Source organism: Hymenobacter sp. IS2118, assembly GCF_000715495.1.
Taxonomy (GTDB): domain Bacteria; phylum Bacteroidota; class Bacteroidia; order Cytophagales; family Hymenobacteraceae; genus Hymenobacter.
On sequence record NZ_JNLX01000031.1, the window covers coordinates 76,381 to 93,403 of the forward strand.

A 17,023-nucleotide genomic window follows, 5' to 3' on the forward strand; every position below is an offset into this window, starting at 1 on the left:
TAGTAAAAATTTGTATAGCATGAAGCTGAATCTGTATTGTAACAAAGACCTTGCCTGCGCCATGCTTATTAATGTCGATGCAGAGCAACAAAACGGTCGGCATATTGACCATTGGGAATTGGGAAGTGCAACGAACCCCAATATGACTTATGTCAAAAACCCAAACATTACGGCACTAAACCCTTATAAATATTTGAGGGTTAGGTTTCTTTTTACGATTATGAGCGTTAGAAAAAACAAAGATTTCTTCTGTGTCAATGATATTGTCAAGGTTGACGGTTTGGAAATTGATTTTAAATACTGATTGGTTTTCATGTAATCGGTATTGTATCTATGACTTCCACCGAAGACCAAAAAGTGCACCTAAGCAAGCCGCGCTGACCCAGAAACAACAAGGCCAGCCCCTGTCGAATAGGAGCTGGCCTTGTTGCTATTACCAGTCGTCGGTGCAACCGCTAAGCCTCAACCTCTTCCGAGGCGACCGGTGGTATATCCGGTGGAAGCGTTGTTTTCAGAACCACTTCCTTGGCCAATGACCGCATCGCCTGAGCAGGCGGGATAATGGGTGTGCCAGCGACCAATTCTCCGAACAGCGGATTGGCCGGCAGGGGCAGCCCACCGTTTGCATCCGGTACCTGGTTAAAAATTACCGCCTCCTCGCCTGGGGTACTCTGCGCAAGATGCTCCACCAGCACTTCCTGCCCACTATTGGCGTGCAGTGCCTGCGTGAGCAGCGTATAGGTGCTCACGTCCACGTTATAAATCTGGTTGAGCTCATTCATCTGCATCGCCGCGTCCTCGGCCGCGCCGATGGCGTCGGCCAGCAGTTGAGTATAGCGCCGGGCCTTAGCATCAGCTTTGGCGCGCAAGCGAATAACACGCTTCATACGTCGCTTAAATTGGGTTTGATAGGCTGTGAGTGGCATAAATAGTAAAAATTAAAAGGTCAAAAAAGAATTAATCCAGGTCAACATCAGGGGGCAGTATGGCCCCAGCCGAATTGGCCGTTAAGTTCACAAACACTGCAGCTGGTGCTCCGCCGAGGCTGGCCGCAGCCACTTGGCCAAGGGCTCCTGAGGTGCCGGCCAGCCGGTAACCGTTCACCAAATCGGTGCGTAGGCTCATAGCCGTACCGTAGAGGGTATTGATTCGGTCAATACGGGTAGCGGCGAGTTCTCCTTGCGCCAGCACCGAAACCAGCCGGGCCACCAGGAACCGAGCCTGCCGGTCAGCTTTGGCCCGTAAGGCCAGGGCCTTTTTCATGCGCCGCTTGTACTGCAGCTGGTAGCCAGTTAGTGCCATAGAAAGGAGAGGAGTAAGGGAAGAAAAAACGGCCAGCCGGTGTGGCTGGCCGTTTCGTGCCACTTGCTATGGCTTAGGCCACGTACTCAATAGCCAGCGGGTTAGTGCTGTTGTTGTTGAGCGGGTAGAACTTGCCGTTTACCTGCTGGTAGAAGTTGATGCCAACTACACCCACTACCAGATTTGCATCCGCCGGAGCGGCCGGGAAGCTGCCCACCAACACTTGGTTGGCCAGCGGCGCGCTGTTCACCGCAAGAATGCCCAGCGGCGCGGCCACCACAGCATTGGTGAAGGTCAGCGTCTCCATATCCAGCGAGGAGGCCGCGAACACCAGCTCAAAGTGCGTCGTGCCCTGTGGAGCTGCAATGTCCGAGGCCGGATTCAGCGCCGGAATGGTCATCGTCACGTCAGCGCCGGCCCCCGTCACTTCATAAGGGAAGTACATGGTTTGGCCGATGCCCGCGCCGGCATTGAAGTTGAAGCCGAGCAACGGGGCTGAGTTCGAAGAGTCGAACACGCGCTGGCCCCGGTCATTCGTATCGTCGAGACCGATAATCTCGCGCATCTTCTGCGTGAGACGCGAAGTCACGCGGCTGTCGCTGGCCGAGGCAATGGCTACCCGCAACGAGTCGCGCAGCACCTTGCTGTATTTAGCCGCCTGGCCAAATTCTGCCGTGTTCTCCCGAGTACGGGCCATGCTGGCCGCCGTCATGTACTTGGCTTTGTTGGAAGCCGGCTTCTGCCGGATGCTTCCGTCCTTGGCAAACACGAGGCCACCAACGGTGCCCTGAATGCCCAAAATACCGGTCTGCTGTGCCATAATAAAAAAGAGTTGATAAAAGTGGTGATTGTAATTGCTGTCTGACCCACATAAATGGCCCAGCGCTTAATGGTGAACCAAAATTCATCCACTATTTTTGTCTAAACTAGCGCCGCGCCCATACTAGCCCGGTTTGCGCCTGCTCACCCCATGCCGCGTATCTGCATCTATCCCAAAGACGTGGCCCAGCTCACCGGCCGTAGCTACGACGCCGCCAAGCGCCTGGTCCGCCGCGCTCGCGAGGCCGCCGGCAAACCGGCCGGAGCCTTGGTATCTGTTCGCGACTTCTGCCAGCTCACCGGCCTCGACGAGGACGAGGTAACGCGCGCTCTAAATGGTCCGGCCGGACGGTAGCCCCACGTAGCTAAACCCTACCTCCTCCGTACCTGAACCCAGTCTTCCATATGGTAGAGCGTAGTGCTCATGTCCCAGCTCTAGCCCGGACTACACTGGACTGTTATGGCAATAGCGCAGCATTCCTTTCGGCCCTTTCTGCTTCCACAGCCTTTTTTAGCTGCTTCAATAAGGTCTCAAGCGTAGCTTTGCTCCCGGTACTTGGTGTGGCCTGCTCGTATTTGAGGCCATGCCTTGCCCGAACCAGGCCTTGTACTTGTTCCGCGCTCGTAAACAGCCCGCATACCTTCGCCAATACCTGATGCGGCTGCTCATTGGTTATAGCGTAGCCCTTTTCGAGCAGCCAAAGGCTAACCCAGCGAAACAGTATATCATACTGCTGCAAGAAAGTCGGCCGCGGCACCCCCAGCAACATCGTGAGGGCGCGCTGCTCCTTGCGTTCGTATTCGGGGCCACAGGCTTCAAGCAGGTGCCCCAAGGCTTTCAACTGCTGAAGCCGGGTGTGAGCTTGGGTATTCATAATAGGCACTGACTCAGTGAGTGAATAAGGAAGGCAACTATACTGACACTGCCTGCGCGCTCTCCCAATTCAGGTAGAGCTCGAGGATGCGAATGCGGGTTTTACCGGCCGGTATCAGTACCTCTGCCTCAGCGCCCCGTCGCAACTCATAGAGCGCCGCTCCAATAGGGGAGGTGTAGCTGATGCAGCCCCGCTGCAGGTCCGACTCGCCGTGGCCACCTATCTCGTAGAGAACCTCACGGGCTACTTGGTCGCGGGCAGACTGCATGGAGAAGCGCACAATGGTCCCAATCTGCACCCGATTAGTGCTTGGGGGCTGACTCCACAGGATGGACGTGTTGAGCTGCTTCTCAAGGTTCTTGAGCTCAGTGATTGCCCGCTCCTCGAGTTGCAGCAGCTGGTTATAGCCCGGGTTATCATGCCAGCCATCACCACTCGCTGTGTAGGCGATGTTCTTCTCCGCCTGTATGTTGCGGATTTTCAGGTTCTGGTCCGTGATTTTTGTTTCCAGCATTTGCTTGCCAGCTTCGGTGATGTAGTGCTTCATGTGACTAGGTAAAAAGAGGTGTTGAAAAAGTCGTAGGTGTCAGCTGCTCCATCAGCGTCAGCCAGTCCCGGAAGACAGCCGGGGCGGGCTGATTAGCATTAAGGGTGTGCCACTGCGTGTGGGCAAGGCGGGCAATGCCAAAAGAGGCAATCTGCTGGTAGGCTTCGCGTGCTTCGTGCAGGCGTGGTAGCGACTCGTCGTGCTGCCCGTAGCTGCGCCGCCGGGCCACTGCCCGCTCCCAGGCCACGGTGGGGTCAACGTCCAGCAGGATGACGTGGTCAGGCGCTGGCACCAGGGCCTCCCGCTGGTTCACCCGCTCAATGCAGCGCTTGGGGTGTCCCCACTTCCGCCAGCGAGTGGCGTAGCTTGTCACAATGCTACGGTCCCCCAACACCAGCGGGCGCTGCCAGTCCGCCGTTGTGGCCGCATAGTTAGCCCGGCAGGCGTAGAGGTAATCGTTCCAAGCATCCAGCCGGCGCAGGCAGGGTACCTGAGCCGACAGCCGTTCCTGCCAGCTGCGCTCGGCCGGTACTGCCCGGGTGGGGGCCACCGTACTAAAGGCAACCTGCCGGCTGGTCAGCAGTTGCTGAGCCGCATTGAGCAGGGTAGATTTTCCGCAGCCTTTCAGGCCTTCGAGACAGATATACATAGCTAGGAAATTAAGCTGCCATAGCAGCGGGTGCACAATGGGTGTAGAGCAAAGCCACGAGCTCACGGCGGATGGCCGTGCGGGTGAAGGGCACGTTCTCTTTATCCGCTTCGGCGATGGGGTGGTCAGCGTAGAGCTTGCAGCCATCCAGCACGGGGGTAGCAGTCAGCATCAGCGACCGGGTGTGTCCCTGACCAGGGTCAGTCACCTGGTGCAGTGTGCTGGCGGGCATGTAATACATGTCGCCGGCCCGCAGGGTGTGGGTTGCCTGCTGGCGCAATTGCACCAACCCGTTTTCGCGCACGCCGTAGGTCTGACCTTCCTTAGCGGGGGTATAGGTGCAGTTCAGCCGCACCTCGGGCCCGTTTGGGTCCTCCTCCCAGATAACAGTCGTGAAGCTGCCAGCCAGCAGGGTAGAGGCGAAGTTCCAGCGGTGGTCGTGAATGTTCTCGTGGTGAGCTTCGTTGCGGGCCTCCCACAGGTGTAGGCGCAGCTTGAACACGGCGCTTTGCAGCAGCACCAGCTTACGAAAGCCGTTGTGATGGTAGTAGGAGTTCCGCTGGATGGCACTCAGCGCCTGCTCGTCAGCCAGCAGGTGGTGCAGCAGCAGCTCCAGGTTGTCGGGGCGGCTCAGGGCGCCGATGATGCTGGGCAGGGTGTAGTGCTCCCCGGCCCGTCCTTCCCACAGCAGAATGCCGGCAATGGTCCGCTCGAGGGCGCCAATTCCCTCCTGCAACGCCGCCTCTACCGCCAGCTGGATTGCGAAGTCTAGTTGGCTTGCCTCGCAAACCTGCAGGCTCTGGGCTGCAGGAGACTGGGAGAGAACCGAGGCGGAGGAAGCGTACAGGAGAGGCATAGCAGAAAAAAGAAATCGAACCCTGCTCCATGCTGGATTCGATTTACTTTTTGCTAGAATGCGGCCAAAACCCAAAAGGCCATTTTTAATGCTCAGAAGGCATATTTGACTTTCTGATGCACAGCATAATCTGCGAAGTTGCTACATAAAATGTGGCGCCATGCTGGCTTTGTATGGGGAGTTGATTGTTCTTTGGAGTGTTTAGGCAACCACCTGGGCATTCACACTGATTTGGTCGATGATGTGAAACAGCTGCCGTACCTGAGTTTCTTCTCGGAATACCCCCCACAATCCCAAGGATATGGGGCTCGGTGAAGAGCTTATCGAAAAGCATTTTCTTGTCGATGATGCCGTTGTGAGCCAAGTAGTCAATCAAGCCACATGCTCGTTGCCTATTTAGAATTAGGCACTGTCCACTTCGTGCCTAATTCAAGCGGAGTAACAATGGCTTGGGAGAGCCGGCAATAACTTCTGCCACGGCGTCAAGCACCTCTGGGTTGAGCGTGGGGCAGCCCTCGCTCTGGATTGGGTGCCCCGCGCCAGGCTCAGCTGGTACCCCCACCCAGGAGTGCAGCACTACTGCCCGCCGGCGAACGTTACGAGTGCTGGGTTCGAGGCCATACAAGCGGTACACCGGCCAAAGCGGCCGGTGTACCGCTCACCAATGCTTGCCAGCCCCCGAGAGCTGCAGTTGGAGTCCACCTCATTAGAATATCGCACCTGCCCCTGCGCGTCAGTTTGGCCGTTGAGGCAGATGCCCTGCAGCAGCACTTTCTTCCGGGTCAGGTCCAGCACAAAGAAGCGGTAGTCGTTATCAGGCCGCGTCAGGTCCACATAGCACGCCACATCAGCGTTATAGGCTATGCCTTCGCGCTTCACATCCCGGCGTAGCTCTTCAACATAGCGGCTGATAGGTGGCCCGACTTCCTTAGCTGTGTTCTTGTTGCAGGCACTCAGCCCGGATACCACTATTGCAGCCAGCACAAAAACAAATCGGAAGCTGGGTGTAGTCATGATGGAGATGCGTGGAAGAAAGCCCCTACCAAGCCCGGTTGTGTCTAGTTGCAGAAGCTAATGCAGTGCAGTACGCCGCCCAACTTGGCAAGCTCGGTGCACTCTATCGGGATGATGGAGCCGCCAGGATTAAGCCGCTCCAATTGTGTCAAAATTTCCCGTTCGCCTTCCAGCCCATAGGTGGGTACAAGCCAGTGGCCGTTCAGCTGTAGCATGTTCACATAAAGCCCAACAGCGCTATCGATGGGTGAGGGACCAGCTACATCCTGGGGCTGTTCCTGAATACGGACTACCTTAATATCTAACTCACGTAGCTGTTGAGCCAGCGCGTCCACACATTGTTGGTCCTTCGGGTATTTATGCGCCCAGGCCTCGGGAAAGGTGCTAACTAGGGCCTTATTCGGTGAGATGAAGGCAACGTACCCGTCAGTGTGAGCCAGCTTGTCGGCTCCGGGTAGTTCAACCCATACGGGCTGAATTTGTAACGCTGCCTGAATTACTCTGCCAATTGATTCTCTTGGCTCTTCCAGCTCTATTGTCACCTGCTCAGTCGGCTTGCTTTTTTTGGTGTTGTGCTGAAGCATGCGGGTACTGACAAACCCGTAGCGACCGTTAGACACCAGGTTGCCGCCGTCCCACACCAGCGGAAGTGCAACAAGGTCTACCCCGAGCAATGAATGCAACAGCTTCATATTGTCGCCGATGCGCTTGGGCGAGAAGACAGGCTTTACCAAGTGGGTCCCCATGTTGAAGCCAGCATAGTCGCGCAGCCAGATGCTTTCCAGCTCGTTGTGTACCACGTAGCGAATCCGCTCCCGCACGCTGTTTGCCTTCAAACGGTTGGCTATGCAGCTCGATTTTACTAGTAAAACGACTTCCAAGTCGGCAGGTATGGCTTTCAGCAGCTGGATGTAAAATCCGGCCAGCGGCGAGTAATCCCAGCCTTCGCCGACTACCTGGTCGGGGAAAACTAGGTATACCTGCCGGACGGGGGCAAAATCGGTCAGGAGGCCCGCGCCTGTCTGGAATTGAACGGAGGTCGTCTCTACTTCTTCCAGCGTGCCGAAGGCCTCCTTGGCAGCCTGCAAGAACTCAGTGTGCAGCTCCCGAATTCGTCCCTGAGTTAACCTCCATACTAAGTGGTTTCGAACGTTGTTTTTATGTCCAACACCTGCATACCAAGCCTCGTCGGTGCCTTGCTCCCGAAGGCGCACCTCGTTGAACGCAGCTTCCCGAACATAGGCGGCTTCAAGCTGACCAAGCAGCTCCCGTAGCCGCGCTGTTGCTTCGGGGGTGTGGTCTTGACGGCTTTGTTGCCATAATTGAGCATGTTCTTCAGAAAGTATTTGGTCACTCATTGCAGATTAATTTGGGGTAAGGAATATGTTTTGCAAATGCCGTTTAACTAAACAGTAGGGCCATCGCTAGACGAGGCGGGAGTTGTTGGCTCATCCTCATCAAAGTAATCCGCTTTCGACTTACCACCGAAGGGGTCATTTGCAGGCTTCATATTGTAGCGCCGGCGCGCCGCCCTTTCCTTTTCAAACATCACGTTCATTTCGCCAGCGTCCTGACTAAAAGCCAGCTTGTTGTCAATGGCCAGGGCCTCAGCGGCCCGGTCCACGTCGTGATTAGCTCCGATGTATGTAAAGGTCCAGTCCTGCTCTTTCAGCCCTTCAATAAGCTGGCGGATAGTGGAGCGGCTATACTCCCTCGAGGCGTTTTCTTCGCCGTCGGTCAGCACCGTTACCAATACCTGGAAGTTTGCTGCCCCGGTGGTGGCCAGCACATTCCGCAGCTTGCTCACGCTTTGCCCGATGGCGTCGTGCAGTGGCGTCATCGAGCTAGGCTGATAATCTGCCAGCGTCAGCTGCTGCAAGGCTGATGCTTCCTGCATAAACAGTTTCTCTTTAATGCCAAGACCATTGAAGGTCGTCAGGCTCACCACCTGCTTTTTCTCCGGGAATTCGCGCGCCAGGCCCTGCACGGTTTGCACCAGCTCATTGAAGCCATTCACGGTTGTCTGGCGCACAATGTCCATGGAGCCGCTCTCATCTAGGATGAGTAAGTTGTAGACAGTGCTGGAAGGGGTAAGGGTGTTGGCCATGCTGTGTTAGAAAAAAAGGATGATAGGAATGAATATTCTGCGCGGACCAGCAATTGCAGCCCGCCCCCAACAGGGTATTCACCTTATTCCATTACCTAGCCAATTTCAAAAACTGCCTCTACGTGTCATCAGGGCCTATGCGGCAATGCGCACTACAGCATATTTTGCGAACAGTAGCGCATAAAATGAGGCATTTACTGGCCCCTGCTCCAGCGTCAGCTCTTAATAAAAGTAGATTCTATAAGGACACGAGAGCTTTAATATTCTACTTCTCCGGCAAGCAGCTTAAGATGCAGCCAGGTCCAGCAAGCGGTTGTTGCAGTTGCCGTACAGCAGATTAGTGGCCATCCAGCCTCCCTGTTGCTGATTATGATTACGCAGGGCCGCTGCGGACTTCAGCTCCAGCTGCATGCTCCGCCAGGGAACATCCCCATAGGGCACACGGGCGTCACGAAATGCTCCCTGAATGCGGATGTCGTTGTGGGCATTGACGCGGCCATCCTCCCCAAAGCAGGCAAACCCTCGGTCGCTGCTGCCAAAGTGGTAGTTGCTCACCCACGCGCGGCGATGAAAGCGTCGGTCAGTATCGCCGTGGGTGAGCAAACCCATCACAATCGTGTAGGGACGGTTCAGGGTCGTACGCATCTCGGTGAATAAAGCCGCCAGTACCTCCGGGTTTAATACATTCCGAGGGTTGGTAGTGACGAGCAGCAGGTGAAACTCCTCGTGCAGTGTGGATGGCAGCAGCCCGTCTAGCAGACTCAGTAAGTTGCGCTTTCCCTCCTTGAAGCTGCTGAACAGGTAGTTGTCCACCAGCAACAACGAGTTCATAGGTAGCTTTCCCAGGGGGGCAAGCAACGCCGGCCACCGTTCTTGGGTCTGCCCAGCATCCGCGACTTCGTATGCATCGGCTTTTTCCATCTGCCGATAGTAATGCGTGGTCAGGGTTTGAGCGGGCGTTGGGTCTTGTACAGAAAGCACGCAGATGCCATGTCGGCTGGAAAGGCGAGCGCACACGTCCGGGGCCTGGTCCAAGATGAAGAGACCCCCAGCGGTAATTGCCGCTAAATCGTCCGGCAGCCCGCCGTAAAATTCTGTTTCGCAGTCCACCCCGTAAGTACCGCGTTTGAATAGGCTACGCACATAGGGATTAGACAGCATGGCCTTTTCCAGAGCCTCCTCAGGCAGATTCAGCACCACATCATGGTAGTCGCGCACAATGTGGTAAAGGTCAGCGAAGGCGGTAGGGTCGTCAAATATTTCGTCTAGGGCTTCCAGGGAGCAGTATACTTTGCGCGGCATAGCGAAACTAGGATAGCTTAATGCGGGAAGATTTCTTCTGCAAGCGGTACAATTCCATGGCATTCTCATCGGCTTCATCGAAGAAACCATTTCCGAAAACGTCACTAAGCTTGCCATCTGCCTGGATAGTGATGCGGCGAACGGAGGCCACTGAAGAACCGGATTGGTCTTGCTCTTGGTCCATATAAAAAAGCACCACGTTGTCTTCCTGGTCTTCGTCCGGTGTCCCACTAGCTACAATCAATTGAAGCTTTCGGATGAGGTATTCTGAATGCGTCTCTACCACTAGCCGAATTGAGTAGGTTCGAGTTACCTCTTCGAATAACACGGCTAGCAAGGATTGCAATCGAGGGTGCAGGTTTGCTTCGGGTTCCTCGATAAGTAGTACCGCTGCCACATTGCGAGACCTGCCCGCTGCCGCACGTTCTTCCTGGCGTTCTATAACCGAGGCAATCTGGAGCAGGATGGTTAGGATTTGACCGGCCCCAAAACCGAGGTCGGCCAGATTAATGGGGCTGCCCTTCTTGCCGGTTACGTTGATGGTGATTTTGAAGGCCATGCCTTCAACGGGTACAACGTTAACCGAATCCCCCACATTAAATAAAGGCAACCAGTGGCGTAGGAACTTATCTGCAGCGCTGTTCCGCCGAATGCCTCGGTGTACAAAGGCCTCTACAATAGAGGTGATTTCACTGCCCGTATGATTACTGAAGTAGAGTCGGGATTGGTAGGTGCGGTTTGGGCCAAGATGTGCTACAGGAAATCGCATGAGCTGCAGTAACTCCTGGTAAAAGCGAACCAAAGTGCTTCGGACTTGCTCGGCTAGGTACTTTAACTCCTGCACGGGGCGAGCAGCATCCGCCTCGACATAAGCCAACAACCCCTGTTGAATGATACGTGGTATGCTGGGAACTCCGGGGGCGACTCCTTCTAAGCTTATACTTGTACTGTATACCAAGCCTTTATCGCGAATCCTATGGCTTTCTGCTGCTTTTTTTAACTCGTAAATTCGTATGTGTAACTTTTTCCTGTTGATTTGAAGCTGGTTGAATGCAGTCGAAACTGCAGGATAATTTAACATATCCGGACGCCGCTCGAATTGTGCTTCCCGACCTGTTAATTCTTGGTCCATAGTAGCGAGCTTCTTCTCGGCTTTAGCAGCCTCTGCTAAGTAGCTCTGACTTTGGAGCCTCAGGTAAGCATCTTCATTAACGATGTAATCAATCAGCCCTTGACGTACGGTAATCTGGTAATGAGGATTTTCAAACTCGCTCATCAGCCTCATGTTGAGGTCCTCATTTAATGCAGCTACAACTATGCGAAAGCCGGTGAGAACGGCAATATTAGGCTCAGAGTGACGGGAGAAATCGTACTCAAGACGAACATCACCCATGGTATAACTCAAACGGATGATGTCGTCAGCTACCTCCCAATTTTTTAGGTTGTCGAAGTTGGTTATTTTGTGGCGTGACGCGCGTGGTCCATCTAGTCGAAGCACCGTCTGGTCTTCTTGTTCAATGAAGTCTGCCAGCAATAGTAGGGCTTTGATAAGGGAGGACTTGCCAGCATTGTTGCGTCCTGTCAGAATAGTGAGGGGAGACAAATCAAATTCGGCGGGCGCTCCAAAAACCCGGAAGTTCTTAACGGCAATCTGCTGCATGAACAAGACGTGAGGTAAGGGTTTTTATAATGATTGGGCAAGGCCAATTTCACCACAAGGTAACAGGAAATGAGAGCCTAAACGGCGATTGAAGGTGGGCTGCCATTAATGTGCTGCTAGCCCAGTCTCGAGTTCTGCTTGCTCCCGAATAGCCTTCGCCACAACCCGCTCATCCAAGTCAAGCAGCACTGCCGCTTGCCGCTTCACTCCCTGGCATTGGCTTACCACGCGCACAATGTGCTCCCGGCTTACATCGGCCATCCGCAGCGACATCCCCAAGGACGCCCCGCCTGACCGGATACGTTTAGGCAAGTCCGCGGGCTCCACGGCTTGGCCGGGCTCCTGGAACACGTAGAGAGTCTCAATCAGATTCTCGAGCTCTCGTACGTTACCGGGAAAGGGGTACGACATGAGCTGCTTGCGGGCGGCAGCACTGAGCACCAGCAGCGCCTCCTGGCGCAGATAGTCTTTCTTGATGCGGATAAAGTAGTCAAGCAGCTGCTCGCGTTCAGCGGCTGGTCGGTCCCTCAGAGGAGGAAGTTCCAACTCGGCTACGGCCAGCCGGTAGTACAGGTCCCAGCGAAATTTGCCTTCGCGACAGCGCGTCTCCAAATCGCAATGTGTGGCTGCCACCACACGTACATCTACCTTTCGGGGTGTTCCTCCCAGAGGCTGTATTTCCCCTTCCTGCAACACGCGCAGCAAGGAGGTCTGCACAGCGGGAGAAATGTCACCAATTTCATCCAGGAAAATCGTGCCGTCGTTGGCCAACTCAAAGAGCCCTTTCGTATCCTGGTCGGCACCGGTAAAAGCCCCCTTTTGGTAGCCAAACAAGCGGCTCTCCAGCACCGTGTCCGTAAGAGCAGCGCAGTTGATTGCTAGGAAACGCCCCTTGCTTCTACTCGACTGTTTGTGTACTGCCTGGGCTAGGTGCTCTTTACCCGTCCCGCTTTCCCCGCGCACGAGTACCGTCACCCGGTCAGTCTGTGCGACCTGAGCGGCGCGGCGGTAGGCCTTCGCCAGGCTGGGCAGTGCTAGGAACGAATTGTCCTCATTTTGAACCGGCTGAACAACACCTTTGCGGCTACTTTTTCGGGCAACAACAGGGCTCGACGCAGGCAGCACCGCTTCTGGGGCCAGCTCAGCCATGACACCAGAAGATTCCCGAGCTGTGCGCGCAGCCACCTGTTCCTCACGAATAATTGCCGTGAATGGTGTGGTTGAACGCTCTACTTCAAACCGGCTCAGCACGGGCAGCCCATCGCGGCTGAACTTGCCAGGCTGGGTTTGCACCAGGTGTGTGTTCAGCCCAAGGCTGGTGTGGCAAACGTACCACACCAGCTGCATAATGCTGGTACCGGGAGAAAAGTACAGAGTGAACTCGTGCTGCCGGCGATGAAGGAGCCATGTTTCTACTTTAGCCTTAACCTCCGCTAGGTCAATTACATTGTTAAGGGCCAGCAGTTCAATGTGAATAACACGCCGAGGATGCTGCCGCCGCAGGGAATTCGCCAGATGCTCGGCTGCTAATTCTTGTTTAGGGTCAGCATACAGGAGTATGTGTTCATCAAAGCCGCCGTCGGCGAAGAAGTGCTGATGAAACTGAGTGTTAGGCCCGTCGGTATTGATACTCTGAAATCCGCCACCTTCCTTGTAGTGAAAGTCATTGTTGCGGGCCAGCCAGGAAACGAGCAGATGCGCCATGGATACGGAGGGGAAATAGAGAGGGAGTAAGCTCCGTCTTAAGAATGCTTCCGCAAGCTAGTCTTAAGAATGCTGCTACAAGCTAGCAGAATCAATTGGGCTGCGCGCTGCGAGGGGTGAATGCCCGGCCTAAGGTTTCTTGGGCTGTGGCCAGGTCAGTGCCACGCGGCAGCACCTGCGGCGCTAACATCCCCGATTCCTGCAGCCACTGCTGCCATATTGCGGTAAGTATGTCTAAGTGGTACTCGGCGTGGGGCTGCACCTCGGCCACCACCACCTGCAGGTGGCGTAGAGCCGCAGTCCGGGGCCCTGGCAAGGGCATCAAGCCATAGTTGTTTTTCTTATACACCGCTGGCCACTGCTCCCCGCGCTGTGCTAGCTCTGGTACAAAGCGGGTGGAGGCGTAGCGGTGCCCTGCCTGCCGGTGCCCATCATAGCTTTCAAAGTCCAGGTAGCCATCAGTCAGGACCAGGAGGTGGTTGTGGTCTTCATAATCAGGACTGGACGGGAAGTCCAGCGCCAGCTGGTCACGAAAGTAGTGCCACAGGTCAGCGCCTGCGTAGTGGCGTGGGCTGCGGTCCTGACTCGCCGCCGCGTATAGGTTCGCTACTTGTTGGCGTATTCTGCCCAGCGGTTCAGCCAGTTGTCGACGTTGCGCCAGCGCTACCTGACCCAGGTCCAGATAAAGGCCTTGCCCTAGTTGTTGAACGGCCACTGAATGGCTTGCCTGCGGAGCCAGCACAATCTTAAGTCGGTCTGCACTCCCCACATATAGCTTTTGGGCCACCTCAGCTTGGTAGCTCTTGATTACCTGTCCAATCAGAGCAGTATCCCGAGTTATCTGGCCTTCCTGCAGTATTCGGTCTGACAGGTCAAGCAAGACGACATAGTTATCACGCCGCAGTCGGGCAGCAGGCCGCGTACTGGCAGGTTCAGAGGCGCAACCAGTTAATAGAAGAAGGATAAGCAGGAGTGGGGGTAGGGTAAAATGCATCGAAAGCCAGAAAAAATATGATGTATGAAGCGTATTCGTTTGCCGCTGCTATCGCCGGGCTTGGTGCACGGCTTTGAGTTGGTTGTCGCAATCACATAAGCAGAGGTACTTGGCTATCCTGCTGATTTGAGTCGATGGTTCAGGCTTAGGCTGCTGTTCCCGGCAGGCTTACCATATCCGGGCTAGCCTGGCGTCTGCTGCCCCGGTCAAACCGTCGGTCCAGAAACCGCTCATACACGGTACGGCACTGCGCTGGCTCCGCCGACCCCGGCAAAGTGGTGTTTACAATAAACTGCACCCAGCCCGTAAAGAAGGCGTCGAGGCATAGTTTAAGCCGCCCGTTGAAGCTCACCACCACTAGCTCCTGGGTAAGAGAGGCCTCCAGCCGAATCACCTCGTAGCGGTTGGCTGCTTGCTCGGCCGCTAGCGCCTGCAGCTGCGCCTCAAGCTCGTTTTCCAGGGTTAAAGCTGCCGCTTCCGCCTGGGCGGCATCAGCAGTGTAGGCGAGCCGCTGGGCTTCCCGTTGCCGGTGAGGGTTGCGGGTAGCCAGCAGGGTCAGAAGTCCGTGCAACGCCGCGCCCCAAAGCAGGGCCGTGCCAAAGCCACAGCAGAGCACGGTGTAGAAGTCAGCTGCCCCGTACCACTTCTCAATAGCTTGCCCGGTGAGGCTGCGCACTAAATTGGCATTCACATGAATCTTGTAGGCCAGTAGCCCATCAACTGCTAGCGTGAATAGGAGTAGTCCAACCACTGCCACCTGCTTCGTACGAGCTGCTCCGCTGCCAATAAGGCCTTCAGCAACCAAGTGTAGCACCAGTCCCAGCGCAAAAGGAAAGAAGGGAAACAGCAGGGGATAGATGGCAGCCGCTGCTGGCCGGAGGCCCGTGGCGTCGAAGATGCCCGAGGCTCCCAGCAACGCTCGCAACTGCTCGTGGCCAATAGCGCCACCACCCAGAGTGCCCAGTTGCGCGAAGAAAGCTCGGTAGCTGGTATTAATGTAAAACAGGTAAAGCATCACCGTTAACCCCGCCATTATCGTCCCCAGCAGAGATAGCAAGGGTATGTTGAGAGGAGCTAGCTCGAGCGTTTCCTCTCGGAGTCCGGTCAGCCGGCGACGGGCGGCCATGAGCTGGTCCCGGGATTCGGCTAGCCGGCGGCCCAACGTGTCTTGCACCTGCGTTGCGCGCCGGGTTAGCTCGTGATTTCGCGCGCCCAGCTCTTTTACCTTGCCTGCGACCTCCAAGCGCTGCTGCTCGCCTGCCTCCCACTCCCGTGAGTTGGTGTGCTTGTAAGTTTCAAACAACGCGTCGAGGTGGCCTTCCAATGCCTCCGGGTGACCCCGGTGACTACCGCTCTGCTGCATACCATAGCGCTGAAGCTGCTCTTGGGTATCGCGGTTCTGATGCAGTGCAGCAAGTAGCGACGCTTCGCCGGTTGGGCCTGGACCTGGCGTTAAATAAACCTCAGTAGAGGAAGGTGAAAGTACAGGCGCGTTAAACGGATTAGTCATGGGAGCAAATACAAAGCGACCAGCTTAGTGCTGGGTATCTCTGCTTTTGCTATAATGAGGCCAACCTAGAAAAGTCCTTGAAGAGGCTCCTGAGGTGCTTTTTGAATTTGATACTATCGCATTTTATGCTAACATGTAGCATTGTATGCTGTTTTCTTAGTGCGCTCGGGAAGCTGGTAGGTTTTATTTAATAGGCATATTATTTACTTCGATAATGCACCGGTAAATAGGCTTACATTAGCGCAGAAGAACATAAAAGAGAAAAATCCCGGCGAGGTATCATGCCGGGATTTTCTCTCTAAGCAGAAGTTTACGCAACGGCAGTTTCTATGGCGCAGACTGGGTTTGGTGCTGTTGCAGGCACTACCGCACCTCCAAATTCCCATATCCGCCGCATTTCCTGGTGCTGGAAGTCTTCGACCACCTTGGCGTATAGCATCGTGGTTTGAATCTTGGCGTGGCCCAGCACCTTTTGCAGCACCGCCACTGGCAGCCCTCGCATCAGCGAGAGCACCGCGAAGGTGTGCCGCGCCGTGTGCATGCTCAGCAGCTCGTGCTTGGGCTGCTGCCGCTTCACCACCTTGCCTTCCTCGATAGTTACCAATTCTACCATCTCCCGCAGCCCCGCCAGCTGCGCGATGCGCTTCAAGTTGCGGTTCATCACTTGGTTCGACGTCGACGGCAGCAGGTGGGCCCGCGTCCCGTCGTACTTGTCCAGCAGCGCTGCCGCCGGCGGCGTGAGGTAAATACTCACCGCCGTGCGCGTCTTGGTTTGCGTCAGGCGCAGGATTCGGCTGCCGTCCCAGGTCTTCACGTTGGCCGTGCTCAAGGCCGTCAAGTCCGAGTGCCGCAAGCCCGTGTAACAGCAAAACAAAAACGCATCCCGCGTCCCCACCAAGGAGGAAGGCAGCATTGCCTTTTCCAGTAGCTCCAATTCCGCAGTGCTCAGGTAGACCTTTTCCACGTCGGTCCACTTGATTTTCATCTCCCGCGCTTCCACGGCCACCGGCATCCGCCGGTCTTCGCGCACATAGCGCAGGAAGGCCTTCACGTGCTTCACCGTCTTGCAGACCGTATTCTGCGCCAGCTTCCGCGTCCCGCGCAGGTAAGCCAAAAACTTGTCGTGGGTAGCCAGGTCGTAATCCCCGAGCTGCAGCCGCTTCTTCAGCGACTTTTCCAGCCCTTTCAGGTGAACCAGCGTCGAGGCCACCGATTCCAGCGACTGCGCCAGGTTGCCGCGGGCCAGCAGCGCTGCCTGATAGTCCACGTACAAGTCCGTCAGCCAAATCACCGGTACTTCCGCTTCAACCGCGGGCGCTGCCGCCACCGGCGGCGCTAACACTGCTTTTAATACTTCGGGTGTAATAACCGCGCCAGCGGCCCGCAGCTGCCGGTAATGGGCGTGCAACCGGTCGCACAACGATTGTAAATACTCGTTGGCTTCCTGTGCTCCAGGGAAGTTGCGCCGAAATTGATTGCGCTCGGCGTGCCACTCCGTGGCCAGGCAGCGCTCCCGCGTTGCGAAGCGCAGCCGCTGGTTGTCGAAGTAAGCCCGCAGGTGAATGGTGCAGCGCCCGGTGGCGTCGGGGCGGTCGGTCCGCCGTTCAAACGTAATGGTCATCGGAAAGAGTGGTTAGGGGAGTGATGCCTTTGGGGCCGCCACTGGGGGCGGCAGTGGGGGCGT

At 55.8% G+C, this 17,023-nt stretch carries 19 protein-coding genes; 2 read left to right on the forward strand and 17 right to left on the reverse strand.

Annotated elements, in window-relative coordinates; genetic code table 11:
* Window positions 1-19: 19 nt before the first annotated feature.
* Window positions 20-304, forward strand: a complete 285-nt coding sequence (locus GM79_RS01650) for a hypothetical protein (RefSeq protein WP_035558152.1) — start codon at window positions 20-22, stop codon at window positions 302-304.
* Window positions 305-455: 151 nt separating this feature from the next.
* Here the strand turns inward: GM79_RS01650 and GM79_RS01655 are convergent, their stop codons facing one another.
* The 3 genes from GM79_RS01655 to GM79_RS01665 all read right to left on the reverse strand — a co-directional run bounded on the left by GM79_RS01655 (window position 456) and on the right by GM79_RS01665 (window position 2,122).
* On the reverse strand, window positions 456-887 hold the full coding sequence (locus GM79_RS01655) for a hypothetical protein (RefSeq protein ID WP_035558155.1): 432 nt from the start codon (window positions 885-887) through the stop codon (window positions 456-458).
* 70 nt (window positions 888-957) lie between these two features.
* A complete protein-coding gene (locus GM79_RS01660; protein WP_035558158.1) occupies window positions 958-1,302 on the reverse strand; it encodes a hypothetical protein in 345 nt (114 codons plus the stop codon).
* A gap of 73 nt (window positions 1,303-1,375) precedes the next feature.
* Window positions 1,376-2,122 (reverse strand): hypothetical protein, encoded by a 747-nt coding sequence (locus tag GM79_RS01665; protein WP_035558161.1) that lies wholly within the window; start codon window positions 2,120-2,122, stop codon window positions 1,376-1,378.
* A 150-nt stretch (window positions 2,123-2,272) separates the two neighbouring features.
* Here GM79_RS01665 and GM79_RS01670 point away from each other — a divergent pair, with 150 nt between their 5' ends.
* Window positions 2,273-2,476, forward strand: a complete 204-nt coding sequence (locus tag GM79_RS01670; RefSeq protein ID WP_035558164.1) for a hypothetical protein — start codon at window positions 2,273-2,275, stop codon at window positions 2,474-2,476.
* 103 nt (window positions 2,477-2,579) lie between these two features.
* Here the strand turns inward: GM79_RS01670 and GM79_RS01675 are convergent, their stop codons facing one another.
* From GM79_RS01675 to GM79_RS22625, 14 genes are all read right to left on the reverse strand, one after another.
* Window positions 2,580-2,996: a hypothetical protein gene (locus tag GM79_RS01675; RefSeq protein WP_035558167.1), complete on the reverse strand. Its 417-nt coding sequence runs from the start codon at window positions 2,994-2,996 to the stop codon at window positions 2,580-2,582.
* A gap of 37 nt (window positions 2,997-3,033) precedes the next feature.
* Window positions 3,034-3,543, reverse strand: a complete 510-nt coding sequence (locus GM79_RS01680) for a GreA/GreB family elongation factor (protein ID WP_035558171.1) — start codon at window positions 3,541-3,543, stop codon at window positions 3,034-3,036.
* A 4-nt stretch (window positions 3,544-3,547) separates the two neighbouring features.
* Window positions 3,548-4,192, reverse strand: a complete 645-nt coding sequence (locus tag GM79_RS01685; protein ID WP_035558175.1) for a hypothetical protein — start codon at window positions 4,190-4,192, stop codon at window positions 3,548-3,550.
* A 10-nt stretch (window positions 4,193-4,202) separates the two neighbouring features.
* Entirely contained in the window at window positions 4,203-5,048 is an 846-nt protein-coding gene (locus tag GM79_RS25285; RefSeq protein WP_161787097.1) for a hypothetical protein, read from the reverse strand.
* Window positions 5,049-5,472: 424 nt separating this feature from the next.
* On the reverse strand, window positions 5,473-5,682 hold the full coding sequence (locus GM79_RS26405) for a murein L,D-transpeptidase catalytic domain-containing protein (protein ID WP_081867494.1): 210 nt from the start codon (window positions 5,680-5,682) through the stop codon (window positions 5,473-5,475).
* Entirely contained in the window at window positions 5,625-6,062 is a 438-nt protein-coding gene (locus tag GM79_RS01695) for a murein L,D-transpeptidase catalytic domain-containing protein (RefSeq protein ID WP_035558178.1), read from the reverse strand. Before GM79_RS01695 ends, GM79_RS26405 begins: the two co-directional genes overlap by 58 nt.
* 44 nt (window positions 6,063-6,106) lie before the next feature.
* Complete coding sequence (locus GM79_RS01700; RefSeq protein ID WP_035558181.1) at window positions 6,107-7,420, reverse strand: agmatine deiminase family protein; 1,314 nt, start codon at window positions 7,418-7,420, stop codon at window positions 6,107-6,109.
* A gap of 47 nt (window positions 7,421-7,467) precedes the next feature.
* Entirely contained in the window at window positions 7,468-8,169 is a 702-nt protein-coding gene (locus GM79_RS01705; protein WP_072008497.1) for a vWA domain-containing protein, read from the reverse strand.
* A gap of 285 nt (window positions 8,170-8,454) precedes the next feature.
* Complete coding sequence (locus tag GM79_RS01710; protein WP_035558184.1) at window positions 8,455-9,471, reverse strand: hypothetical protein; 1,017 nt, start codon at window positions 9,469-9,471, stop codon at window positions 8,455-8,457.
* 7 nt (window positions 9,472-9,478) lie between these two features.
* Window positions 9,479-11,131, reverse strand: coding sequence for an AAA family ATPase (locus GM79_RS01715; protein ID WP_035558187.1), 1,653 nt, complete (start codon window positions 11,129-11,131; stop codon window positions 9,479-9,481).
* 105 nt (window positions 11,132-11,236) lie between these two features.
* Window positions 11,237-12,835, reverse strand: a complete 1,599-nt coding sequence (locus GM79_RS22620) for an RNA repair transcriptional activator RtcR family protein (protein WP_051718370.1) — start codon at window positions 12,833-12,835, stop codon at window positions 11,237-11,239.
* A gap of 91 nt (window positions 12,836-12,926) precedes the next feature.
* A complete protein-coding gene (locus tag GM79_RS01725; RefSeq protein WP_035558190.1) occupies window positions 12,927-13,715 on the reverse strand; it encodes a hypothetical protein in 789 nt (262 codons plus the stop codon).
* 259 nt (window positions 13,716-13,974) lie between these two features.
* Window positions 13,975-15,192 carry a hypothetical protein gene (locus tag GM79_RS01730; protein WP_035558193.1) on the reverse strand — a complete coding sequence of 406 codons (1,218 nt, stop codon included), beginning with the start codon at window positions 15,190-15,192 and terminating at the stop codon, window positions 13,975-13,977.
* Between the two features lie 457 nt (window positions 15,193-15,649).
* Complete coding sequence (locus tag GM79_RS22625; RefSeq protein WP_051718371.1) at window positions 15,650-16,960, reverse strand: site-specific integrase; 1,311 nt, start codon at window positions 16,958-16,960, stop codon at window positions 15,650-15,652.
* Window positions 16,961-17,023: the final 63 nt, after the last annotated feature.